Consider the following 23,840-nt stretch of genomic DNA (forward strand, 5'->3'; position numbering starts at 1 on the left):
ATTAAAACGTGGACAAATAAAAAATAATTCTAAATTCGTTTTTTATTGCGAAGGTAAGGAAGGGTTCAACGAATCACTATAGGAGGTGTTATTATCAGTAATTTACTTCTTGACGAACATCCTTTACAGGTTATGCCAACTTTGGCAACCATTATAGGATTGAATGAATCCATCATATTACAGCAAGTGCATTATTGGCTTAAAATTAAAGAAAAAAGTAAGCAGGATTATATTGACGGTCATTACTGGGTATATAATACCTACGAACAATGGCAGGAGCAATTCCCATTTTTTTCTATCAGGACATTGCGCCGGACATTTACGTCATTAGAAAAAATGGGACTTCTTTTGACTGGAAATTATAACAAAGTCAAATTCGACCAAACAAAATGGTACACCATTGACTATGGAACTTACGAAAATATCATTTCTTCATATGGCCAAATTGGCCACACAATAAGGTCAAATTGGACGATTGGAAAAGGACAAAATGACCAAACCTATACCATAGACTACACAGAGACTACTACAAAGACTACAGATATATTAAATGGCGCAACGCCAAAGCGTAGCGCTGTCTTCGATTGGTCTATTTTAGAAAAACAAATTATAAATTCCTGTAATAAAGTAGCAGCTGATGATCCGCAGCCTTACATAGACATCATAGAATACTATTATCAATCGTACATAAATACCTTCCATGAAGAGCATCCTCGCTTATCCAAGAAATCTATGGACAGTGTTGTTTCTGCTATTCAATGCGGTACTGATCTAATGAGAGATGATCGACTGGATGTTGATATGTACCGTGATATGATTGATAAGCATTTCCAGACACAATATCAAAACTGCGATTATAGCATTTGCCACTTTATGACAGAAGGGATTTGTAACAATCGTTTTCATGAATCATGTTACTGACGTAAAAATTCCCCGGCTTATAAAAGCCGGGGAAACTTACATATCATAAACTTATCTTCTATGTCCAACGGACAAAGCAAGAATAATTAGCTCAGAATCCTCTATCTGGCAAATAAGACGATAATCTCCTATTCGGTATCTCCATTGACCGCTACGGTTTGCCGTCAATCCTTTACCATACTGGCGTGGATTTTCAGTCCCGACAAGATTCTTATCTATCCATGATCTAATAATCTTCTGTGTGTATTTATCCAATTTCTTGAATTCTCGCTTAAACCGGTCGGATAACTCAACATTGTATTTCATCGTCTAACTCCCTCCAAAAATCAGCGATAGGAGTAGATTTACAGCCACTATCCAAGTATTCTTTGTAAGCTTCATCTGCTACAACAATATCGTACTCATCCTCGATTCTCTCAAATAATGCCCTTTTAAAAGCCTCGCCAACAGACAATGAATGAAGTTTTGCATAACTCTCGGCAAGAGATTTTTCTTCTGGGGTAAGTCTAATTGAAAAGCTCATAAACTCATCTCCTTTCTTGTAATACATTGTACTACAAAAAAGAGATTTTCGTCAAGGCTTTCAAAAAAATTACCAAGCTACCGAAGGATTAAACCTGTAATCTATGCTGTCCTGCCCCTTTTGTACTGCCCTAGCTAAAACTTCGTTATCTTCAGTATATAATGTTGCGTATACATTAATAGGCGGCTGATTCTGATTATTATTCATCATAGCCATTGCTACACCTCTTGCTACGGCCTCTGTTAAAATTCTTTCATCCATGCCTACAGATGCATTAGCTAAGATACTATCTGCGATCATCCCCATAGTCCGTTTATTTTCCAATGGCAAAACCGCCTCATTGCCAGCTTCACCTATTCCTGCAATCGTGGCCCTAGTAAAAAGTCCACCAGTTTTATACCAATCAATAGAAAAATCAGGAATTGGTATCTCCCAGTCTCCTACACTGACATAATTCCAATCCCAGTTCACATGCGGGAGCGGAATATATAAATTAGAAAAAGCATCTTGAATGGAATTCGCGCTATTTTGTGCAGAGTTCTCACCCTCACTGAATTTGTCGGAAAGATTATTCATTGTGTCGCTAATCATGTCTATCAAGGAGCTTCCTATATTTTCTATTCTGCTGGTAGGTTCATCGGCCTTTGCATCAATACCTTTCGCCAACCCTTCAGATACATTTTCGCCATATCCTTCAAATACCCTAGAAGGTGAATTAATTTCAAGCATTCCAGCAAACGGTAACATGATTCCATTATGAGCTAAATCTTCCATTTGGTTTTCAGTTTCAGATTTTAACTCTTCTATTTTTTCGTTATATCCTTTTACAGACAAAGCTGCATAACCGGAATATTTTTCCTTCAATTCTTCATCTAAATTTATTCCATCCAAGAACACTCTTTTTAATGAATCAAAAACTGTATCCCCAGTATCATTCAGTCCACTCTTATATCCATCGATCGTTTGTGTTCCGTTATTGTATGCGATTGTAACTCCCTCTGGTAAAATAGCGCTAATTTTGTCTATGGTAGCAGCACTAATCGCCAAGTCCGTACCTTCGCCATTTTGACTCATGCCCGAAGCATACTGTTGTATTGTCCACTGTCCATTTTGATATGTAAGAATACTTCCTTGGGGAAGAATGCTGTTGATCTTTGCGATAGTAGCGTTGTTTAAGGTTTCCCCTAATGTGAGTGCCCCTTCGTTAATTCCAGCTTCATATTGCTGAACAGTGAATTTTCCATTATCATATCCCAACGTATAGCCTTCAGGAAGCTTGTCTCTTAACGCTTGGAGCAATGTGGTATCTAACGTGGTTTTGAAATTCTCTGTTCCTTCTGTAATACCATTTCCAAAACTTGCAAGTACGCCATTTCCTAAATCATAATATCCTTGTCCGTTCTCAGGATATAAGCCTGATTGAATTCCAGCATAAATGCCAAGAGCTTTTTCCCCAGTTACCTGTTCCCATCCATTGAGTCCCTGAATCCAAATACCTTTTGCCTTATCTATTTCGCTCGCCGCATTTATAATATTATTTCCAATTTTGATAGAATTCTCGCTAACCTTATCGCTTGTTTCAGTAAAAGAATATCCTGCTGATTCCATTGCTGCTATCACTTTATTAGACAATTTATCAACATTAATTCCTGTTTGCTCTGTTGCTTCATAAATTGCATTTTGAAATTCTTCTGAAGAAACCCCTGCTTCTTCTAATGTAGAATTCACTTCGGTCAAAACATCATCAAAAGTTTTTGTCCCATTATTAATATCATTCACACCATTAGCTAATTTATAGAATTGGTCTAATGTAATGTCTCCGCTTTCTACAAATTTAGATAATGCTCTTTCTATGACTGTAAAAGCAGTAGTGGCTTCTATTGTTTCTTTTCTGGTTCCAGAAATAACATCCTTCAATTTTCCAAATAAATCAACTGCTAAAGCCGCGCCTCCGGCTTTTGCTAAAGACCCACCAATAGAAAAAGCTCTATTAATAAATGTTCCTATACTTTGCCCTAAGCTCCCTGTAGAACTCCTGGACATAAACCGTGTTCCCATAAGGGAAACTATTTTTCCGATAAGACTTCCTATTCCTGTTATATTCGCTATTTTTACCGCAATAAAAGCTTTTCCTAGAAACGCTGCTATTTTCCCAGCCATTCCAGATTCTTCTAATCCATCAAATAGTCCCCCTAAAGTTTCTACAATTATGGATATAACCGTTCCTAAGTGTTTAAGCCAGTCGATCTCTCCTAGAAATTCCCCAATGCCCCTTCCTAACTCTTCCCAATCTGTATCTTGTGCTATTTGAAGCAAAGCTCCCAGGAAGTCGCCAATAAACTGATTTAACGCTTGTCCATTCTCAGGCCAGTTGAAATTATGAATGGCATTATTTATTCCTGTAGATATATTTGTAGCGAGATCGTCCCATTCTACTTCATCCGTAAAACTTTTAAGGGTTGAAAATGCTCCGTTAATTCCGGTTACTAAAGTAGTTCCAATTTCGCCAAAATCAATCTTCTCGAATATACCATTGACAGCTTCTCCTAATGAAGTCCCTAACTCATCCCAGCCCGTAATACCTGCTCCGTCTTCCTTAGACATCTCCTGCACAAATCCAGAAAGCATGTCCCAAGAAATCATAAAGTAATTTCCTAAAAGATTACCCAGGTTCCCCCAGTCTATTTCTTTGATTGCGCCACGTAACCCTGTGGCAATCTTTGTCCCAATATTGGTAAAATCAATTCCTCCATCCCCAATAAGAAGATTCAAGGTATTTACGATTGTATTGACTCCGGCCCCAATGGTTCTCCCCATTAAATTCCAGTCAATATTATCAACTAGGCTATTAAAAGTTCTGGTAAAAGCTGTTACAAATGCGGTTATCTTAGGTCCGACGTTATTCCAATTAATAACATCGTAAATCTTCTTCAGTCCTTTGTTAATTTCCCCTGCAATGATCTTTCCAAGTTCTTCCCAGTCCTCTTTTTCGGCTGCCTTTCTCATTCTTTCGGCTAACTCAGAAATATATTTTTCTACCGGGGTATCCTTGAAAATATCACTCGGAACCAGTTCGCCATTTCCTAAGCTATTGTTAATACCGTCGCTAATATCCCCTAAATCCCCAACGCTGGAATCCAGCGAAGAGGTATCAATCGACGATAACTGATTCAATTCATCAAACGATAAAACTGATAATGCTTTCTTTAAATCCTGGGCGCTTTCTGTCGCATCGTCTAAACCAGATGAAGCATCCTCTCCCGCGCCTGCAAGATCATCAAGTCCAACAGATGCATCCCCAACGCCTGCAAGATCATTTACAATACCAGACTGGCCGCCAGGTGATTCATATCCTGTCAAAACATAGAGAAAATTCCGAAACGCTTTTGCTACCTCTTGGAGTTTGGCCAAGAGCGCATTTAAGCCTTGTATAACCGGCAATATTACAGCTATGAAACCTTGTCCCATGGTTGCTGATAAAGATTGAAAGTTCAGTTTTAATAATCGGAATTGGTTTGCAAAGCTTTGTGAAGTCCTGGCCCAGTCTCCTTGTTGGTCAGATGTAACAGACATTAAATAATTGTACCGCAGCATTACCTTCTCAGCTTGCGACATGGACATATACGATTTTGTGATTCCATTTGCTAAAGCATATGCCTCCAAGGATGCCACAGTCATATCTACGCCAAGCTGCCGCAAAGGTTCGATTTCCAATTATGTTACCGCACCGGCTTTTTATCCGATGCTTCCGGGAGTTTCCTCGCATTACGGGATGTTGCTTCATCCCCGGTTCAGCGTACATTTTCAACCATAAAATAAAATATCTCGTATATTTACCTATTATGGTTGTCAACCACTCTTGGGAGTATTATATTTTTTCAACTCCTACGCGTTACGGTGGCAATCAGCCTTTCGCAATCTGATCGCTTACCTCGGTATTAGCATGTTGATAATCTTCAAAATACATCCACCGGTATCCGCCTGCATGTTTTCTTTCTCCCCTGCACACAAGTGCTATGTGTGACCTTTGAGCATTATTGCTTTTTGCAGCTTCTGTTACCGTATCATATATTTTGATTTCATTGGTATTCTCGGATATTCTAACAACTTTTCTACTAACAGGACTATCTGCTCCTTTTAAAAGCCCCGTTCTATTCTTGCTCATTAACTCTAAAGACTTTTTACTGTGATGTTTTCCGTAAAACGGATTACCGCTCCCAAGCATTTCAAGTCTATATCTTCTTTTTAAATATTCTGGACATTTCGTTCCTTTATGAGCCTCCGATATTTTTCTTTTAGACTCATCGGATAAATGTTTTCCATACATAGGATTTTTCTCTCCCGAAAAAGCCAAGGAAAGCTTTTTCTTCTCTTCATCTGATAAATGCTTTCCATACATATGATTTTTCGGTCCTACCATTAATCCCTTTCTGGATTCTGACATTTTTCGCTTCGCTTCTTCCGAATGTTTTTTCCCACGCATAGGAGCGATTGTGTCAATCGAAATATTATAGCAAAAATCACTGTTTACATATTTTTCGATGTATAATTGCTCTCGATCACTTAGTTCCTCTACTTTGCATTCTTCAACTATCTCAAAAGAAAAATTTTCTTCTCCATACTTATTCCAAGCACGTTGTAGATACTTATTATGGTGTTTCTGTATGCGAAGTTCCCTTTTGTGGTCATACCATCTACGAGAGATATTTTGCGATGAGCCAATATAAAATTTTCCATTAACGTTGTTAGTTATCTTATAAATACCCGATATATTTTTCATTTTATCAATTTAGCTTTTACCGATTTTGGTCGATTTTCTATGCCGCCTTACAGCGACAAGGGGCAAATTGTCTACCCGCTATTCCTGCACGAATCTTGTAAAATGCTGCATCTGTGTCAATATTATAAAATGATGCCAAATCGCCTGCTAATCCAGCCAAAGTTGTAGACATTTCTGCTGCCGAATCTGTTGCTACACCAGATGCTTTTAACATAGACATCATGGTTCCCGAGTATTGTTTTGCAGCCAATTCCGAAAGTCCAAATTGTTCTGTAGCTGTAGAAGCAAATTCATAAGCCTGATTTGCCATGCTACCAAACGCAACATTAACCACGTTCTCCACTTCTGTAATATTAGAACCTAGCATGGTAGCTTGTTTGGCCCAATTATAAAGTCCTGTTGCCCCTCTATAAAGAAGTGCTGTGGATAATAAATTTTTCAAACTTAACGTAGCCTTATTTACAGAAGAACTAGAATTTCCCAACTGCTTAAAAGCATTTACAATCGCAGAAACGGATTTCTTTACAACATTTCCAGCTTTTGTAGACAGATTAGTTAATTTACTAAATGCAGTTTGTACACCGCTTGTTGACGAGCCAACTCTATTCCCGGCACTGGCCAACCTGGACAATGCTTCCACCATGCGCAGTGTGTTACTGCTAATACGCGGCGCGTTTTTCATCACATTGAAAAAATTCAAAGTTTCGTATGCAAGAACTCCCAACCCTAAAGAAGTTTTTGTGGCCTTGTCACCGGCATTCGCCAGTCGTGCGATTGATGAAACAAATTCATTCGTTGATTTCGATATGTTTCTGGCTTTTGACATATCACGAATCATTTTGCTAAGAGCTCTTGATAATTCCGGTAATTTATCGGATACTACCGTGATTTTATTTCCAGCATTAGAAAGCCTAGCCAAAGATGCTACAAATCTATTAATGCTGTTTGACACATCCGGCATCGTGCTTAACGCACTAATCGACTTTGTGATCTTATCAAAATCCGATGGATTGAATTTCGAAAAATCCGCTTTAAACAAACGATTTAGTGCATTAATAACATTGTTTAAATTCCGATCACTAAATGTTATTTTCGAAAGCACTTCCATGGATTCAGATATTTTTTTCAGTCCTTCCGCAACCTCCGGCATGTTTTCTGTTTTGATATCTGAAAATTTTTTTGCTGCATTCGCCAAAGAACTTAAATTTTTTGTATCTATTTTGGGAACCTGGATATTTTCTATCCCCTCCATAGATTTAATAGCAGAGGCCATATTCCGTATTGGTTCTATCCCGGCATTAAGTTTAGCGAAATCCACTTTACTTAATGCTGCCATCTCCTTAGCCAATCCTGATACTTTGGGTACTGATATTTTTAAACCATTCAAAGCCCTGAGAGAACTTGCAAGAGTATTTACATTTCTTGAAAAATTCCCCACAGCCACCGTGTTCATACCTTTAAATGACTTGTTGACTTTGTCTAAAGTCCTCGCTAATGATTCCAGTGATTTTTGCGCTTTGTTTGCATCGGCGGATATTCTTATATCCAGATTATCAATGTTTCCACTTCCCATATACCTACCTCCTAATTTTTTGAGGTTAATGATTATCATCTCGTTGATAACCAACAAAAGGGCGGGGTTCTTGCCCCGCCCTATCTCTTCTCGAGTCTGGCATTAGTCTGCCTTACTCTTAATGTCATGTAAAGTAACTCCTGATTCATTTCTTCTTCTGATTTATTGTTATTCTTCGCTATCTCTTTAATTGTTTTAGTGTTTTCTAATAAAGGATTTTCTGGGTACTTTGCTTTTTTATTAAAAGCCGCAACTACCGCGTTCATTACATATGCACCAGTAAGCCAAGACTGATGCTCTATGCATTTACTCTGATAATCCTTTTCCATGTAAAACGCATCAATGTATAATTTAACTTCCCTCAATGTAGAATGAAAAAATGTTTTCTTCGTCATTCCACATCGAATCGCTTGTGGGTATAATTCTTCAAGAATTACTGACCTGAAACTTTTCTTAGATGATCTTGTGGAACTTTCGGCACTTTTTTCACTTTCTTCTGACCGGCAGCTATAATCCTGTCTAGTCCCACCAATTTGAAAAAATCGTCTTCTCCCATTTGCTCAATACATATCTCCAAGATACCGTAAAAGTTTCCTATATCATCTTCAGCATGTTCTTTTGCATATTGCGCTAACAGTCGTTTTGCAGTCTGGATATCTGGCACTCTCCCATCTCCATCTGCGTGAGTTCCATGTGCTTCCATGAGTCCAGCGTAAAAAATTGTCAATGCGGTCTGTGGTATATTCGAAACGCCATCTAAAAGTTTCTCTATATCCTTTTCGTTTTCTGCTTGTCCCATATTCGTTAGAAATTTAGATAACTTCGCCACACAATCCGAATATAGTGCCGCTTCTATCGTGTACTCTAATTTATAATCTTCTCCACCAATTGTTAGAATTTTATACATGCGTTATCCTCCCTTTAAAATATCAATTCGCTTTCATCATCCTTGCTTCTCTTGTCAAGCGATAAACGAGAGAAGCTCATGATTCCCCCGCTGTCGGTTTAATCGGTGTGTCAGGCCCCTTATAATCGTTAATCGTTAACGTCATTTCTACTGCCAATAATCCATTTTGGTCAAATTCAGGCTGCGGAATTGTAGTGGGTGGCTCTGCAACAACATAAAATGCTTTTTGCAAAGTAGGAATAAAAGTTTCAAACCACGTGGACTTTCCACCTGTTTTTCCTGTTTTGTATGCTTCGATTAACGCTTCCCACTCTTCTAATGTTTCGTCAGTAACATTTACTGTTACCGTGAATGTTCCACCTGTACTTCCTCGACCAGCAACTGTTTTTTCTACTTTATCTTCCAGTGCAGAGGCATCAATCGTTTCAACATCAATAGAAATTCCACCGATCTGATTAATTCTTGTCAATAATGTAAATTTTTCTGGCTTTGTTCCTGCCACAGTTTCTACTCCATAACCGAATAATACGCCTAGTGTACTAACACCTGGTGCTGCCATATTTTCTCCTTTCTACCGCTAACTTTATGCGGTCAGCGACTACCTGTCTGGTAGTCGGTAATAAAAAAATAGCTCAATACAATTTGCATTAAGCTATCATTTTCTTGGATTCTGTTTCAATAAATTCTTTTATCTCTTTGTAGCCCCAGCCACAGTTTATAAGGCTACTTACAAGCATTTCCATGCCCTGAACTTGGGATAATGATTCCCCAGTAAAATAGTCTCTTAAATTTTCTTTCGGTTTCACCCCAAATTCTTCCTCTAATTCTTTTGCTGTTTTCCCGAACAAAGTTCGATAAATCAAATTAGTATAATTAGGATAAGCAAATCGCTTATGTGGACTGTCGGATATTTTCATCTTAATTGTATCGGTTAAGATATGACGAATTACAACGCCTTTATCTCTTTCAATCTGCCATTGCTGTCGTTCTGTGTAAATACGTTTGAGTTCGGACTCCATGGAATTAAAGGCTTCAATATATTTTTCCTTGTAAAACATTGCTTTCGGGTCTGTAAATCCCATAACAAGTAATACAAAGCCGTCTTTATCCATAATTATACATGGTTGCCTTTTCCCTCTTTCGTCCACGTATTCTGACGGTGAATAATGTTCACCGCGAAATTTTTCGCTGCATTTTAAATCGCGAATGGCTCTTAGAACAGCTTTGTGTTCTCTTGTATATTGCCTTCCGCTTTCTTCATCATAGTAGGTAAATGTTTCTGCTATTCTCAGGCTTGTTGTAACTAACTTTTCCTCATATCTTTTCCCAACAATTTCTACTAACATAAACTCAATCTCCTTTTCTGGTTTATTTGTTTAATCCTCTCGATTTCGATAGGTTTAAAAATAACCACCGCCCGATAAGGAACAGTGGTTATTCATTGTCTTACATATTCTAAAAAATCTCAAAATATTGAACCATGAAATTGTTAGTTCAAAATCAGTTAAATATTTGAACTATTCAAAAATTCTAAACAGTTGCACTCTAACCCTCATGCTGGGAGATAGATTTAGGATCACCAAACCTTTCTATTTCGTCTCTTTGTTGTCAATGGCCTGATTCTTTCTGCTGTACGTCGCCGCACTAATTCCCAAAAGAACTCCCAGGAAAGTATCAACCGCCGTAATAGTTCCAACGATCTCTTCTCCATAAGGAAATCCCCAAATTCCAGCAAGGGCAAAATACAATGTACCCAATGCGGGAAGTGCAATTTGAGCGACATATTTCAAAATATTGTAAACTTTATCGTTGATCTGCATTTGTGTTCCTCCTTTCTGCGCAAAAAAAGGAACCTTGTTTCCAAGATTCCTCTTTTCTTATTCCTTCTATCTTATATTATAATTCATATTTAAACCTTGTAGGTACTCATATTTCCAAAGAATCCCCATAGCCAACAATTCTTGTATACCTACTCGTAAGGCGTTTGATTGACGGGTCTGTGGACTGAATTAATTCCGGCCCCATACTTCTTCTGAATCCCATACTGGTAAGACAAGCATGTGATAAATCATCAATCTCATATGCTTGTGTTAAAGCTCTCTGCCCTTTCGTGTAAATATCAATCTGTGCCGTCGGTGTTACCGCAGCCTCATCTCCCTTTAAATCCCAATCGCTACCCGGAATACCTGTAAAGTACATTGTGGCGTAAGGTAATTTTGTAACCGTAGCACTGTTTTCCATTGAGTATCCGGTTACTTTATCCTTTATTGCGTCAGTCCATTGAGAATAAATTGTGTTTATCATTTCTAAGATTGTCATTTAATTACCGCCATCTCCTTTTTTGGTATATGTTGGTTTAAAAAGTTCTTTCCCTCTAACCCCTCTTTTATATCTATTCATAATTGTTTTTCTCCCAATTCCAGTTTCCCTTTCCCAATCGCATAGTCTTTTTGTAATTCCTTCCACTTCTATAAATGTGTTATTCTTTTGTGGTTTGTAAATCTTATCCTTTGAAATCAAATCTGAGACTGTGTATATTCCTTTTTTGTATCTTATATACCTTGTACGCAGTGTTGACATAGAAATTCCGTATTCTTTTTCTATGTCTTTTAAAGTCTTTTCTTCTCCATCAATAACAACTTTTCTTGTGACTCTTTTATTATAGTTCTGCGTTTCGCAATCGGCCCATCTACAATTTTCCGGACAATAGTTTCCATTTACATCAATTCGATCTATAGTCTTATTCTCAAAAAACTATGATACCGATTAGCAAAATACTGGATATGGCGATTAAAGATTTTATCAATAAAAATGTGGAAAAATAATCAGCCAAATATCTCTTTCGCCACTTCATTAACACTTTTCATTATTTCGACTGATGCACGATACACAGGCATTTTTGCCTGAACGCCGAAAGTGTGATGAACTTTTCCATCATCTCCATAGTAATACCACCCTGTTGGGCTTTCCCAGTTATCATACGGCGGATTTTGCTGTGGAGCATTTGATGGATATGTGCCAGGACCATAGCCCAACTCCGCCACTTTTGGATTTTTTGTACCACTGTAGCGAATACCGCTTCCAAATTCCAGAAATAAAATGTACGGGCCAGAAATTATTATCTTTGCCCGTACTATATTTCCACTGGTATCAATTTCATAACTGACTTTAGTAGAGGGCTGATAATCCTCTAGTTTTCCTTCTCTAAGTACTGTATTCGCGACCTGAACGCCAATTTCCGATAACCGCCTACAAATCTCCTCGCATTTCCTCGACAAATCATTCTTATACTGTTCTATCTGCCGGATTGCCTGTTGTAACGATTTTCCGCCATCAAGGAGATTGATTTTCATTGTTTTTCGTACCATTACTGTTTCTTCACTTTCATATTCCACGCTTTAATTTGTTTATTTAATGGTTCAGAAGATAGTAGCCATGTATCCGGTCTCATTTTACATTTTCTTGTATGATGTGCGTTTATATATGGTTTATCAAATAAAATATCTATGTATGCTCTACCACCACAATATTTGCATGGTTCTAAGTGAATTTTTTCGTTAATAACGACCATCATTGATTCCCTCCCACTTTGCTTATCCCATACCTCGCCACGCTTCCCTTTTTCGTGTCCAAAATCTTAACCAGCCGATAATCTGGCGGCGTAACTGGCGTATATCCATCTTCCTCCATAACCAGATTTCCAGTCTCATCCAACTCAGGCTCTACATCAACAAATACCCCCATTCCCTCAACTGGATTGAAAGGCTTACTTTTAGATTTATAATGAGTAACATATCGGTCATAGTTAGGTACAATCCCAGCCGCTATTTCCTCCGGTGTGCCGCTAGTTGCGCTTACGGTTTGTTTGCGCATTTCCGGCTTTCCATATTTTATTATATTATCTATTCCCTCGTGGATTTCTTCTATCGTAACCCACCATACTTTTTGTCTATCTCTTACTGGACTTCTATGCATACATTACCTCCTACGCAACAAGTTTTTCCATATGATAAGGAACAACATGAATCGCCTGTTCTCCTAATACCGAATAGGCTATACCAAATATCTGTCGTCCATAATCAGCAAGCAGGTTCGCACAAAATTCTTCCATTTCAATCCAGAATCGTTTCTTGCACATTCTATGAATTTCATTCACAAGTCCATAAGAGAACATTACGCAATGTCCAAGCTCATGAATAAGCACATGATTTAAAAACTCTCCTTTAAGACGATCTGATAGATAAATCGTCATAGTTTCTGGGTCGGTTACTGCACAGGTCAAAACATTTGTCCTGTCCACCAAAATAGGATTGCTTGGATTCGTCCACTGTACATTCCAATGAATCCCATTTATATAAAATTCATCTATCATGGTATCACCACCTTATTGACAATTAAACTATTTCTGATATAATCAATATAAATAACAGGGAACGCAAAGCCGTCAGTAGACCCTTGAAAAGTTGAAATTCCTTTCCATGTAAAACGTCGGGCAAGAGCCTATAGGCTCTTTTTTATTTTCTATTTAAAGAAATGCCACGATTATTTTAATAACCGTGATGCTTCCTGTTTCTTATTAAAAAATGCTTAAAGAATATCCAGTTCTTGAAATACCTTGAAGATTTTTGGAGACTGGATTGCATAGAAATCTATCATTTCTTCTCCCATAGCCCACGGAACATCAGCGCAAAAGCTATTTTGCCACAAACCACTCTCGAACATGAACGCATGTAGAATTTCGTGACGAATAACCCTCTTTCTATGTTCTTCTCTGCTTTCGTATCCGAATTTCTGTTCTTTCACTTCTTCATCCGTGTATAGGCGGACGTGGATTTTCTTAACTGTCGGGTCGCAATATCCATCACAATCAGCAAATGCCTTGTCCTGTTCTATCGTCTGAAAAATAATGTTCCATTCCGTTCCCAAAATATTTACTTTACAGTCCTGCATAGCTCCTCCTGTCAAATGCTCCGAATCAGTTCTTTTACATCCTCATACATATCTTTATAGGGAATGTCTGTTTTCAATAAATTTTCCAGTCGCATATCAATCAGCGTTTCCAAAGACTTCAACCGCAAAAGTGTTTTCTGGTCTAAATCATCTCTTCTCCCGGCTTCGATTCCCAAACAGTTCTGAACCAGCTTCGTGAAATTCTGGTAGTACATATCTGCATGGGTGCTGCCCTGCGATTTTGCGTACTCCACATATTTCTTGATTGTGTCCGTTTCCATCCGGCGTACTTTCTTTGTCTCTTCTCTGGTCTTTAACCGCTCTTCTCCTTTTCCGTCCAGAACATAGAATCCATTTACACGGATTTGCTTTAATACCTTTGTTACCCATTTTGTAAACAGCTTGGCTTCTGGTTTGTTGCTTCTGAACGCCATATTATAAACAGCTTCTTCAGATACAAATGTTTCTCCGTAATTGTTCAATGGTGAATTAAAATTCCGGGTGTAGAAAACTCCGACACCCGAAATCATTTCATTAGTAAATTTCTTCTTTTCTGAACGATCAATATTTCTTAGTGTATCACGAATATTTGCGATCCCTAATTCTTCTCCAACATCAATCGCACTAAACCATATTTCGCTCCTGTTTTTACTACAAATTATTCTTACATTACGTTCTTCAAAAATACTTACCATGCTACCACATCTCCTTTATAATTAAATTTTGTAATCAAAAAGAGCTAAACTCTCATAGAAAGCCAGCCCTTTTCATCTTTTCTTTTTCAACTCAAAATCTCTGTATCGTCTTTCCATTACTGTTTAAAAGGTAAATCGTTGTATTTCCTGAAAAAATCAAAGTCTTATTATTATGAGAAATTTCTCCATCTAAAAGCACAGCCACCTTAACCGCCTTTTCAGCATTAAGTCTTTCTTCATCGGACATTACTCCATCCATATCAAAGTACATCTTATTCTCTGGGTTTACTTCTAAATTCAAAACCTCTAACAAATCGTCTTTTGAGATTTTTGGCATTTCAGATAAATCCACCTTAGATAACGAAATACTTTCCGCTTCTTGATAAATTTTTTTGTTACCCTTGCTAATCTGTAAAATCATCTTTATTCCTACCTTTCTATCTTTCTTTTTATATTCAAAAGAGCCTGTTGCTCTAAAGCAACAAGCCCTTCTGTTTCCTTATTTACATACTCTGGACAAATTTAACCATATCCTGCTTCAATGCCTGCCATGCCGCCGGATCAGCGTCAGCCTTTACCTCGCTGAAAGAATCCATAAAGTCTTTCGCATAACGTTTCATGTATTCCTCCATGTGCTTTTTATCCTCTGGATTTTTGGACTCTGTATAGTGGCGTCTATACTCAGACATGCGATCATAAGATTCGCCGTATCTGGAAGGTCTGTTCATACCATCATATCCATATCTGCCATTATCGGAACCGCCTCCGGTATTCGACATATTTCCACTGTAGTTTCCGTTTCTTCCGCTTGTATAACCCATACGATAGCCAGTCATCGGATAAGGGATTTCATCGTACATTCCATCATACTCATCCATCTCCGGCATTATATGAAGATACGGGGTATATCCAGCGGAACGTCCTCGACCAGAGCGATGGACAAACCGTCCATTTGCTGCACGTCCTCTATAACCATATCTACCATTTCCCATCACTCCAAAATCCGGGTTTGAATCGTATTCCTCTAACATTCTCTCTGTCAGCTCGCCTTCATGGATTTTGTTCGGAATTTTAATCTCCTTCATGTACTCAGTTTCCAGACAAGCTTTCATGGTTTCCGCCACAAAGTATTTCATCTGCATAGCATCTTTCAAAACATCTACAGCCTCGCCAAAACATTTCCGATCAATGTGATCGTACCCCTTCGCTGCCATGCACTCAATATCCTGTTTAGCAATATCTTCAATCTTCTTAATCAATTCATGCATACCGACACCTCCTAGCACTCACGCTCTACAATAAGCGTTAAATTTTCAACTTCGATTGCCTGGGTGTTGGGATTGGTTATTGCCAAGTTTACCTGGCACTTCCCAGCGCAAACAATTTCTTCAAAAGAGACATTAAAGAAATTTTCTACTGCTGCCGGAGTAACCGTTGCAAGGGATGTCTGTAACACCTCTCCATTTAATGATAATCCAAGCGAAATCGCTCCAACTGTTCCGCCAGTTGGAATAGCTATATTTGCCTTTCCATATACTCTATATCTCGCAGGATTACAGTCGTTTCCGCTATTTGCCACACAAACCAGACCAGAACCTGCACGATGATTTACACATCTACTTTTAACAGGATCTTCTAACAACACTGCATTCTGCCCAGCCGCTATCCTCTGAACAAACGGGCTTGTAAATTCAGCCATATTCTTTATCTCCTTTCCAATGAAGAAAAGGGATAAACTTACCACGTCTACCCCTTTTCGTTATTTTCGCAAGACTACTTAGGTGTAGATATGGAACTTTGCGTTTCCAACATGCTTATTATTTTTTTGTTCTGTCTGATAATCGTTTCCAGATATTTAGAATTTTGTTTCTGTAATTCCTCAATAATATCAGTATTACTTGCATCGTCCGCAGCCCACAAGAATGTCATAAGCTGCAAAACTGTGTCATAAATCTGGAGATTATCAAACAACTGCTGATTTCTCATTAGCAGCCGCAAGTCCCGCATCCGCACCCTGTATAAGCGTATGGGTTAGGAACCGTATAAGCCGGAATAGGAGCCGGGCTGCGTAAAGCATTAACGATATTCGTCGTCTGATTTGCGTTAGCAAGCTGAAGCTGCGCGGACTGAAGTTCAGTCTGGAGAGAAGAAATCTTGTCCTGAGTAATCAGGTCAACGATTCTCTGTGTTCCTGCGTTCTGTGCATCAATCACATCTCTAAATCCATTGCAAAGCTGACTCTGGAGAGCGTTTGCGTTCTGATTCATGGTGTTCTGTAAGCTATTGGTCTGCATTGCGATATTATAGGAAATTTCGCCCTGCCCCTGTTTTAAATCACAGCAGCAATTTGCCATCTGTGTTGCAATAGAGTTAAATCCCTGCTGCACACCATTAAATCCGTTACACAAAGACTGTTCGATTCCAAACTGTCCATCACGGATTCCTGTCAGGCGATCGTTGAACCCCTGTCCCTGGAAACCCTCAAACATTTCGGCTCTGGTTAAAGCACCATTCGCGGAAGGTGTATTAAATCCACCACCATTTCCACCCCAGCCTCCGCCGAAGCCTCCCCAGCCGAACAGGCAGAACAGAAGAATAATCCAAATCCATTCTCCGCCCCATCCAAAGCCATCATTACAGCCACGGTTATTAGTGTTGCCAGTTAAAACTGCAACATCACTCGCTGATAATCCCTCACTCATCATAGAGATTACCTCCTTATTGATTTTTATATTTACAAAATCAAAAGTTCCGCGGCTCTTTTAATTGTTGTAGCGATTTAATTTATTTCATTCCAAACTGATTTTTTATCTGATTCATCATTTGATCTATATCAACATTCTTTTCTTTCCCAAGATTCCTACAAAGCTGTTCTAAGCCTTTGGAATCTCCTTTTTCCATCATCTGTAAAGCATTTGACATCACAGGATTATTTCCGGCCTGTTGTTTCATCATGTTTATAAGCATTTGACGAGGGTTTCCTCCATTTTTCATCATTTGCATAAGTTGCATCGGGTTAAATTGCATATTCATCATTTCTGATTACCTCCCCTCTGCACTTTAGGAGATTCTATCGGTGTAATCATCTGTTTAATCTCAGATAGTTCTCCGCCAATTCCCTGTAATATCTCTGCTTTAACTTGTCCAAGCATAGAATTAAGCATCTGAATATCAACATACGATTGATCTTCCTTTTGCTTTTCATCTTCCGGCTGAACTGCCTTATATGTAATAATCTGACTTGTTCCATCTGCCATAAGCCTTTTTACATATACTTCTGACAAATCGGATTTTGGATAAAAGGTAGGCTGGCCGCTCATGTCAACATTCTTCGCCTTTACCACGTCCAGGCCATCCACAATTTCTCCATTCAGACCAGGAGTTTGAGCCTGCTGAACAGGTTGGTTATATAACTGTTGCTGATTATACTGTGTCTGCATCTGAGCCAATCTGTCATATTGCGGTTGTAAAGGATTATACTGTTGATATCCTCCATACTGTGGCTGATATCCGAAGTTTTGATATGTCGGAAATGGTTGCATAACGTTTTCCTCCCCTGTCTTTATGATTTAATTTTAAATGACGGGACCGTTATTCACCATTCCATAAAACTGTCACATTTCTATCACCAATATGTCATTTCCAATTTTCTGAAATTCCTCTATAATATTTAGGTGCTGTTTTGATGATCTTTGTTTTCATCGTTCGATTTATTCTGTTAATAGTGCTAACGCTACAATTCATTTTTTCTGCTACTTCTTCCAATGGAATTTTACTATTTCTATACAAAAAGAGGGAGCGCTCCCTTTCATCAAAGTTTGCCTCCCTCAAATAAAAATCAATTTCTTCTTTTATAAATTCCTTATAAAAATTTCTTTTTAAATCCATTCCACTTCCCTCCCTGAAATGGAATCTAGCTACATCGGAAAAACACCGCTTGCGATAAATCCTATTAACGCTCCGATTATTCCTGTCAAAACACTTGTAGCAATCGTTTCATATCTTTTCCCAGGTTTTTCCATAAGAACCTTAACATTACCGCTGATTTCGTCTAATTTCTCATTAATGTGCTCCCTGTCGCTTTTAGAAGAAATCATGTCTTTCTCAACATCTTCCAGTCGATTAAAAAACTCTTTATGATCTTTAGAGTTCTTATCTCTAAATTCCTTAAAATCTTCTTCGATTTTTTTTAATCGGTGTTCATTCACGCAATTATTTTCACATCCCATTTAAACACCTCTTCTTTTTCTTCTCTCCCTTTTTTAATTTTGCCAACTCCCCAACCACACTCATTGTTGGCACCCTGCGATTAAAGCGGGAGGGAATTACCTTAACCACGCACCGGCTTTTACTGCAAAAACTATAAAATTCTTGCTATTGGAATAACATTGTGCAAAGAATAAATCTCCGATTCACTTTCCCAAGATCGGTTTGTACTATTTTCAGAATGAGAACCTTGAAATTCATATCCTTGTTTTATGGCCCAATATAAAGACAAATCCAAGAGACAAGAATAATACTTGTCCATATCCTTCTCAATCATAATTTGGGGATAAGCGCTAGGATAGTTCCTTTTATTTTTAAAAGATTTTATTGAACGTTTGATGCAAAAGAGCAGAGTAGATTCCTGCTCTTCCTCATAATCATCTCCAAAATAATTTTTCAAATCTTGAAGTATTTCCAACTCCACTCTGCTCACCTGCCTTTATATTTGTTGGGAAAGAAATTCCCCAATCACTTCATCTTTAATAACTTTAGTAATCATAATTCCATTATCTTCCGCCAACTTTCTTATATCCTTGACGGTCATTGCGCTCAAATCCTCGTATGTATATTTCTCGTCAGAACCTTCAAACGCAATATCCGTATCATCAAAAGGCATTATCTGCTCTTCTTTTTCGTCATTTGGAACTTCTTCTTCGGCGAGGTACAAAACCCCGCCGAACTTTACTTTATGGTCATACTTCATAGCTTGACCTCCGTTATTTCACTTTGATTACATAGATAGCATCCATTCCCTCGAAGGATGGCAAACAAATCTGTGAAGCCGTGGTAGACACCAGCACAGGCGGACCATAATCTGTTTTCTTTGCAATCGCAATACCATTCTTCACGATAGATACATCTACTGTAGAATCTCCCAGCAGCGTTCTTTCCTCTGGTGTTGTGCCGTAATATGTATTACCCAGGACTCCATCACCGATAATAGTTACATAATCATCAGGGAAGAAGTTCTTGTCCGTGCCATCAAAATCTGTATATCTCTTATCGTTTTTGATAAGCTGAAGCTCTGTTTTTAATTCAAACAAGTCCCTAGTTCCCTTTGCATCCAGATATGCATTTTTTACACCAGAAGCGGTAATCATTGCGTTCATCATCTGCTCATTGTCAATCAGATAATTAAACGTTTTCGTAGTCATCATCGCAAATCTAGGTTTAAAACCAAGATTTGCCAGATATGCGGTACCCTCTGCGATATCACTCAATGGCTTTGCTGTTTCTGGTTTGTCCCAAGTATCCGTTCCAGTCAGTTCTACATAATGTTCCGATTTCCATGTTCCATCCTCGTCATATTTATAGTTGTAAATTGTGTTGTCTGCCATTCCAACAGAAATCTGCATAGTGCCATTGATAGGTGCCAGTAGATTCATTCTCATCTTCTCAGCAGAAATATCAGCGCCAAGGGTCAATTCTGCTGCATCATCAAAAATGTGTCTAAGCACATCCTGGACATAAGGGTCATTGGAATCCTGCGCTCTCTGAATCTCCAGCATGTCAGTCTCGTCAATCTGCATCGACTCCCTAAATAAGGGCATTTGCTCTTTTGTTGCCTTAAATCCGCCTCTGGTGCGAATGGTAGCCATAGAATCAAATGCGGACGGTTTCAGGGCAACGCCAAGCCCTTTTCTAATCTTAATCCATTTCAAATCAACTCCGGTCTTTTTAATTGCCGGAAAAAATACTTCCCCATAATAGGGAAGATTGCTACTCGGGTCATTTGTAATGTAAGCGGCGATTGCTTTCGCCGTAAAAACATCAGATAACTTCATTTTTCTCCTTTCCACCCCGTAAACTTTTAGGGGTCAGCAACTAACTTCAAATTTTATTAGTCGGCAAATTTATTAAGCGCCTCCTCCGCTGGCTGCGTCTGGAATAGTCCCAACAACTCCGGGTTCCTCAAATACAATGCGGCAGCCAGCATTTACCAAAGCCGCTACCAGTTTTGCATCATATGTGCATCCGCTATTGTCCTGTGCCCTTTTCGTATGTATGTAAGCTTTTTTCAAAAGTGCCCCCTGTGGCCTGGATTCATAAGTATCCCGATAAAGAATTCCTACTGCTCCAGTAAACGGTGTGGTTTTCTGCGGCTTACCGTTCTTATCAACGGGTGTTCCAGCCTTCACCACTTTTTCTCCTGTCACCTTATTTGTATCCGTGACACTAGTAAAATCAATCGTCATTGCGATCGCTTCTTTTTCCTTACGATTTAAAATCGTGGGCTCGGAAACATAAGTTAAGGTATCAACTTTCATATCTCCTCTTGCCATTTGCTCATCCTCCTTATAGCAATCTTTTTAATAAATCTTCATTGATTCCACGCCCGGCCTTTTGCGATGCCAGATTTGTAGCAAACTGGATAGAGGCCTCATCCTTGCTTGTAGCCCCGCTGCCGGCCTTAATATCCGGGTTATCCTTCAAATATGTTTGAAGTGCATCCTCACCGGACTGCTTTTTTACTGCCTGTACAAATTTTCCTAAAGCAGAGAAAAACTTATCTGTATCAGTCAACTCTCCAGTTAATTCGGACAATGACTCTGCTGTCTTTTCATCCATGCCAATTCCCATATACCGCTTGCTGTAGTCCATCGTTCGGAATTTGGATTCAAGTTCCTGGATTCTGGCATCTTTGGCTTCATCGGCGGCTTTCTTTGCCTCTGCCTCTTGTTCCTCGGCTGTCATTTTAGCTTTTAACTGCTTTTTAGCATTGGAAAGCTCAGAAGAAGCTGTATCAAATGAATTTTTCAATTTAGCCTTTTCTGCCCGTTCCTTCGCCAGTTCAGCCATCAGTTCTTCTACCGTTGGTGTATCATGCCCTGGGGTTTCGATGACCTGACTTTCAGTTTCAGCCATTGTTGTTGATTCAATGTTCTCCGCCATATAAATTCCTACCTTTCTGCGATTATAGACTTCTCTGTCTTCCTTATTTTGCGTTTTACGGTTTCTCTACCGTTTGCGATATTTGTATAGCCCCTTCTCTGGGGCATATAAAAACAGCCGGTTTCCCGACTGTAATTAAACTATTTGCTTTGAATTATTTGTTTGCATCCCATCTACACCAGGGCTATTTTCTGTCTGGTCTGATTCATCCTGTGTCAGCCGTTCTGGTGCTTCATTTTCCTTATCCTTGTCAAACAAAGACTTCTGGTATGCTTCCATAGTATCCTTGCTATCAAGCCATACTTGCTCAATATCCGGCCACACGCCGCCGCCCATCTGTAACGCCCATCTAGGATGTACGCCTATATTGACTGCCGCTGCGCTTGCATTTATTTTACTATTCAAGTCATAATTTTTCTGTCTGACGAAGTGGATATTAATATCAGTATGATGAATTTTCCTCAAAGGATTATCCGATGGCAATTTATCTGTTGACGCAAAACTTATTGCCCGCAATATCAATTTTAGTTCTTCTCTGGCTGCGCCCTGTACAAGCTGTTCTTCCCTAGCCGCGTCAACTGCTGTAGCGTTCCATCCCGACATAGTGTCCGTGGCTATCCCGGTACTTCCTCCTCCTTCGGATGAGTATTGCATTGGAACAAAACACCTTTTCAAAATCTCATTGCGTGTCGTTGTGATATTCTCTAAAACCGGAGCCGAATCCAATGTGCTCGACAAAGGAGCTATCTTTGCGTCTTTCCCTTCTGCGCTATACGTTTTCACCCATTGTCCGCTCTTAGGAGTAACCTCCTCTCCCGTTTCTGGGTTTACTGGAAAGTCCGTGTTATGCGCCCACCAGATTTCTTGCGTTCGCTGCACTGCATCATTCGCTACGCTTGACACCAAGGAATTGAGGTTGTCCATAAGGTCAATTTGCCGCTCAAAGCAACCTGTCCTATCAACCGCGCGTTCATATTCCACAACTGGAATCATGCCCAGCAGATTTGCCCGGATATCTACAATTTTCCCTGCCTCAATCTCAAACCGCTGCTTGTCAGTAAAACAGGTAAACAAATTCTTTGTCCCACTTTTAACATAGGTGACACCCAAAACCTTCTTTTGCCCGACACCATTATGATAGACACAAAAGGCAAATCTGGAATCCAAAGTGTTGACATTTACATAGGAACTCTGAATTTTTTCATCTTCCCATTCTGTTTTAACACCAATCAACCTATGCCCTATACCTGTTTTTTCCACAAAATCTGCTAATTTCTGATTTTCTGCACCTATGCAAATTCCATTCAGCATCATTTCATTTAAAGCTGAAATCCCGGAACTGTCTATATCCTCATCTGTATCATGCGGTTCTTGATTTCCTCTCTGCGTATAAATAGGAGGAATCCCCCAAAAATATCCCTTCTTAAACTCTGTCACATAGTTAGCCATATTGTCGGTAGTTTGGATATTTATTTCTGGGCGCACAATTTTATGGTATGGTAATGGCTGCACACCAATTTCATAATCTATAAGAAATTGCATTTCGCAGGCGTTTATCCGATGCTTAGAATATGCTTTTTGAAGAACAGGAATAATATTTTTTTCTGTTATTTGTTTTTCATCTGTTAATATCTTTCTTCTTCCTGCAAGTTTCATTCTTACCACCCATTATGTTTTTACATACTTTCCGCCAAATTGGACCCCGGAACCCGACACACGCTTTTCAAATTTGGTTGGTATGTCTACCCATTTCTTTCCTTTTATTCTTCTATAATCTTTCAATCTGTTTTCTCTTGTTTTTTCCACTTTTACAATTTCCAACAAAAAAGCACCTGGACTCGCCAAGTGCTTTCTTTTATTTGTAATATTTGATAATATCATTATACCATCATTTTAAACATCGTTGGTACTCATTTTTATGTATCTTTTCGTTGATTCAACAAAAAGAAAAAATACCGCCTATAATCATAAAAAGCTGACCGACTGATCGGTATTTCTGAAATATCTCTAAGATACCAGAACGGTTGCTCATAACATGCCGATTTAATGATTTCATTCCATAATTCCCCTGCCGCATCCTTAGCTGTCTTTTCTATCAAGTCCACTTTTTTTTGCAAAAACACTCGTTTCAATGCAAGATCGGCTGTCTTATTACTTATATTATTTTTACTTCCATAAGAAACATTACCTATTTGTTGGCTTTTTACAGTATTCACATTATATGCCAATTCTTCCTTCCATTCTGGATATTGCTCACAAAATCCGCAAAGTTCTTTATAACGCTTACTAGAAATTCCGTAATTTTTTAAACTTGATTTTCTTTTATCCATCTA

The 23,840-nt window shown here is 38.8% G+C and carries 36 protein-coding genes; 2 read left to right on the forward strand and 34 right to left on the reverse strand.

Translation table 11 applies throughout. The annotated features are described in order from the left end of the window. Positions 1–141: 141 nt before the first annotated feature. A complete protein-coding gene (locus tag BLHYD_RS11185) occupies positions 142–921 on the forward strand; it encodes a hypothetical protein (protein ID WP_050769891.1) in 780 nt (259 codons plus the stop codon). A 51-nt stretch (positions 922–972) separates the two neighbouring features. On the opposite strand, the gene BLHYD_RS11190 is transcribed toward BLHYD_RS11185, so the two are convergent. The 12 genes from BLHYD_RS11190 to BLHYD_RS11245 all read right to left on the reverse strand — a co-directional run bounded on the left by BLHYD_RS11190 (position 973) and on the right by BLHYD_RS11245 (position 11,284). Next, positions 973–1,227 (reverse strand): type II toxin-antitoxin system RelE family toxin, encoded by a 255-nt coding sequence (locus BLHYD_RS11190; RefSeq protein ID WP_005948910.1) that lies wholly within the window; start codon positions 1,225–1,227, stop codon positions 973–975. After that, positions 1,211–1,444, reverse strand: a complete 234-nt coding sequence (relB, locus tag BLHYD_RS11195; protein WP_040350618.1) for a type II toxin-antitoxin system RelB family antitoxin — start codon at positions 1,442–1,444, stop codon at positions 1,211–1,213. Before relB ends, BLHYD_RS11190 begins: the two co-directional genes overlap by 17 nt. A gap of 69 nt (positions 1,445–1,513) precedes the next feature. Next, positions 1,514–5,158, reverse strand: coding sequence for a hypothetical protein (locus BLHYD_RS11200; protein ID WP_148391264.1), 3,645 nt, complete (start codon positions 5,156–5,158; stop codon positions 1,514–1,516). A 190-nt stretch (positions 5,159–5,348) separates the two neighbouring features. Further along, entirely contained in the window at positions 5,349–6,224 is an 876-nt protein-coding gene (locus BLHYD_RS11205) for an NUMOD3 domain-containing DNA-binding protein (RefSeq protein ID WP_005948905.1), read from the reverse strand. A gap of 37 nt (positions 6,225–6,261) precedes the next feature. Next, complete coding sequence (locus BLHYD_RS11210) at positions 6,262–7,797, reverse strand: hypothetical protein (RefSeq protein WP_040350617.1); 1,536 nt, start codon at positions 7,795–7,797, stop codon at positions 6,262–6,264. Positions 7,798–7,877: 80 nt separating this feature from the next. Continuing rightward, a complete protein-coding gene (locus BLHYD_RS11215; protein WP_005948901.1) occupies positions 7,878–8,192 on the reverse strand; it encodes a hypothetical protein in 315 nt (104 codons plus the stop codon). Positions 8,193–8,230: 38 nt separating this feature from the next. Further along, the gene (locus tag BLHYD_RS11220; protein ID WP_005948900.1) at positions 8,231–8,704 is read right to left on the reverse strand and encodes a hypothetical protein; all 474 of its coding nucleotides are present in this window, start codon (positions 8,702–8,704) and stop codon (positions 8,231–8,233) included. A gap of 76 nt (positions 8,705–8,780) precedes the next feature. Then, a complete protein-coding gene (locus BLHYD_RS11225; protein WP_005948898.1) occupies positions 8,781–9,263 on the reverse strand; it encodes a hypothetical protein in 483 nt (160 codons plus the stop codon). A gap of 88 nt (positions 9,264–9,351) precedes the next feature. Continuing rightward, on the reverse strand, positions 9,352–10,050 hold the full coding sequence (locus tag BLHYD_RS11230; RefSeq protein ID WP_005948897.1) for a Rha family transcriptional regulator: 699 nt from the start codon (positions 10,048–10,050) through the stop codon (positions 9,352–9,354). 243 nt (positions 10,051–10,293) lie between these two features. After that, a complete protein-coding gene (locus tag BLHYD_RS11235) occupies positions 10,294–10,524 on the reverse strand; it encodes a phage holin (protein WP_005948895.1) in 231 nt (76 codons plus the stop codon). A 106-nt stretch (positions 10,525–10,630) separates the two neighbouring features. Beyond that, on the reverse strand, positions 10,631–11,023 hold the full coding sequence (locus tag BLHYD_RS11240; protein ID WP_005948893.1) for a hypothetical protein: 393 nt from the start codon (positions 11,021–11,023) through the stop codon (positions 10,631–10,633). Further along, on the reverse strand, positions 11,024–11,284 hold the full coding sequence (locus tag BLHYD_RS11245; RefSeq protein ID WP_005948891.1) for a hypothetical protein: 261 nt from the start codon (positions 11,282–11,284) through the stop codon (positions 11,024–11,026). It abuts the gene before it with no gap. 176 nt (positions 11,285–11,460) lie between these two features. On the opposite strand from BLHYD_RS11245, the gene BLHYD_RS17530 reads away from it, so the two are divergent. Beyond that, positions 11,461–11,529, forward strand: a complete 69-nt coding sequence (locus tag BLHYD_RS17530) for a hypothetical protein (protein ID WP_081447138.1) — start codon at positions 11,461–11,463, stop codon at positions 11,527–11,529. Here BLHYD_RS17530 and BLHYD_RS11250 read toward each other — a convergent pair whose 3' ends face one another. From BLHYD_RS11250 to BLHYD_RS11355, 22 genes are all read right to left on the reverse strand, one after another. After that, positions 11,530–12,072, reverse strand: a complete 543-nt coding sequence (locus tag BLHYD_RS11250; protein WP_005948890.1) for a hypothetical protein — start codon at positions 12,070–12,072, stop codon at positions 11,530–11,532. Further along, a complete protein-coding gene (locus BLHYD_RS11255) occupies positions 12,072–12,278 on the reverse strand; it encodes a hypothetical protein (protein WP_005948888.1) in 207 nt (68 codons plus the stop codon). The genes BLHYD_RS11250 and BLHYD_RS11255 overlap by 1 nt, the downstream gene beginning before the upstream one ends. After that, positions 12,275–12,679 (reverse strand): hypothetical protein, encoded by a 405-nt coding sequence (locus tag BLHYD_RS11260; protein ID WP_040350616.1) that lies wholly within the window; start codon positions 12,677–12,679, stop codon positions 12,275–12,277. The genes BLHYD_RS11255 and BLHYD_RS11260 overlap by 4 nt, the downstream gene beginning before the upstream one ends. 10 nt (positions 12,680–12,689) lie before the next feature. Beyond that, positions 12,690–13,076, reverse strand: a complete 387-nt coding sequence (locus BLHYD_RS11265) for a zinc metalloprotease (RefSeq protein WP_040350615.1) — start codon at positions 13,074–13,076, stop codon at positions 12,690–12,692. A 215-nt stretch (positions 13,077–13,291) separates the two neighbouring features. Continuing rightward, a complete protein-coding gene (locus BLHYD_RS11270; protein WP_005948885.1) occupies positions 13,292–13,654 on the reverse strand; it encodes a hypothetical protein in 363 nt (120 codons plus the stop codon). 11 nt (positions 13,655–13,665) lie between these two features. Next, positions 13,666–14,349, reverse strand: coding sequence for a BRO-N domain-containing protein (locus BLHYD_RS11275; RefSeq protein WP_005948883.1), 684 nt, complete (start codon positions 14,347–14,349; stop codon positions 13,666–13,668). A 91-nt stretch (positions 14,350–14,440) separates the two neighbouring features. Further along, positions 14,441–14,770 carry a hypothetical protein gene (locus BLHYD_RS11280; RefSeq protein ID WP_005948882.1) on the reverse strand — a complete coding sequence of 110 codons (330 nt, stop codon included), beginning with the start codon at positions 14,768–14,770 and terminating at the stop codon, positions 14,441–14,443. Positions 14,771–14,852: 82 nt separating this feature from the next. Then, positions 14,853–15,617, reverse strand: coding sequence for a hypothetical protein (locus BLHYD_RS11285; protein WP_040350614.1), 765 nt, complete (start codon positions 15,615–15,617; stop codon positions 14,853–14,855). Between the two features lie 11 nt (positions 15,618–15,628). Then, the gene (locus tag BLHYD_RS11290) at positions 15,629–16,048 is read right to left on the reverse strand and encodes a hypothetical protein (protein ID WP_040350613.1); all 420 of its coding nucleotides are present in this window, start codon (positions 16,046–16,048) and stop codon (positions 15,629–15,631) included. 286 nt (positions 16,049–16,334) lie between these two features. Then, a complete protein-coding gene (locus BLHYD_RS11295; protein WP_005948874.1) occupies positions 16,335–17,054 on the reverse strand; it encodes a hypothetical protein in 720 nt (239 codons plus the stop codon). Between the two features lie 79 nt (positions 17,055–17,133). Further along, positions 17,134–17,385: a hypothetical protein gene (locus tag BLHYD_RS11300; protein WP_005948872.1), complete on the reverse strand. Its 252-nt coding sequence runs from the start codon at positions 17,383–17,385 to the stop codon at positions 17,134–17,136. After that, positions 17,382–17,891, reverse strand: a complete 510-nt coding sequence (locus tag BLHYD_RS11305) for a hypothetical protein (protein WP_005948871.1) — start codon at positions 17,889–17,891, stop codon at positions 17,382–17,384. The genes BLHYD_RS11300 and BLHYD_RS11305 overlap by 4 nt, the downstream gene beginning before the upstream one ends. Positions 17,892–17,985: 94 nt before the next feature. Beyond that, positions 17,986–18,237, reverse strand: a complete 252-nt coding sequence (locus BLHYD_RS11310; protein WP_005948869.1) for an RNA polymerase sigma factor — start codon at positions 18,235–18,237, stop codon at positions 17,986–17,988. A gap of 29 nt (positions 18,238–18,266) precedes the next feature. After that, positions 18,267–18,578, reverse strand: a complete 312-nt coding sequence (locus BLHYD_RS11315; protein WP_005948867.1) for a hypothetical protein — start codon at positions 18,576–18,578, stop codon at positions 18,267–18,269. Positions 18,579–18,709: 131 nt separating this feature from the next. Next, entirely contained in the window at positions 18,710–19,039 is a 330-nt protein-coding gene (locus BLHYD_RS11320; protein WP_005948864.1) for a hypothetical protein, read from the reverse strand. A 15-nt stretch (positions 19,040–19,054) separates the two neighbouring features. Then, entirely contained in the window at positions 19,055–19,318 is a 264-nt protein-coding gene (locus BLHYD_RS11325; RefSeq protein ID WP_005948862.1) for a hypothetical protein, read from the reverse strand. Positions 19,319–19,331: 13 nt separating this feature from the next. Next, complete coding sequence (locus BLHYD_RS11330; RefSeq protein WP_005948860.1) at positions 19,332–20,399, reverse strand: major capsid protein; 1,068 nt, start codon at positions 20,397–20,399, stop codon at positions 19,332–19,334. Between the two features lie 72 nt (positions 20,400–20,471). After that, positions 20,472–20,897 carry a hypothetical protein gene (locus BLHYD_RS11335; protein ID WP_005948858.1) on the reverse strand — a complete coding sequence of 142 codons (426 nt, stop codon included), beginning with the start codon at positions 20,895–20,897 and terminating at the stop codon, positions 20,472–20,474. Positions 20,898–20,910: 13 nt separating this feature from the next. Continuing rightward, positions 20,911–21,507, reverse strand: a complete 597-nt coding sequence (locus BLHYD_RS11340) for a hypothetical protein (protein ID WP_005948856.1) — start codon at positions 21,505–21,507, stop codon at positions 20,911–20,913. A gap of 135 nt (positions 21,508–21,642) precedes the next feature. Beyond that, positions 21,643–23,163 carry a phage portal protein gene (locus BLHYD_RS11345; RefSeq protein ID WP_005948854.1) on the reverse strand — a complete coding sequence of 507 codons (1,521 nt, stop codon included), beginning with the start codon at positions 23,161–23,163 and terminating at the stop codon, positions 21,643–21,645. Between the two features lie 12 nt (positions 23,164–23,175). Then, positions 23,176–23,388 (reverse strand): hypothetical protein, encoded by a 213-nt coding sequence (locus tag BLHYD_RS11350; RefSeq protein ID WP_005948853.1) that lies wholly within the window; start codon positions 23,386–23,388, stop codon positions 23,176–23,178. A 35-nt stretch (positions 23,389–23,423) separates the two neighbouring features. Next, positions 23,424–23,837 (reverse strand): hypothetical protein, encoded by a 414-nt coding sequence (locus BLHYD_RS11355; protein WP_005948851.1) that lies wholly within the window; start codon positions 23,835–23,837, stop codon positions 23,424–23,426. Between the last annotated feature and the right edge of the window lie 3 nt (positions 23,838–23,840).

Origin of the sequence: Blautia hydrogenotrophica DSM 10507 (assembly GCF_034356035.1) — a bacterium.
Classification (GTDB): domain Bacteria; phylum Bacillota; class Clostridia; order Lachnospirales; family Lachnospiraceae; genus Blautia_A; species Blautia_A hydrogenotrophica.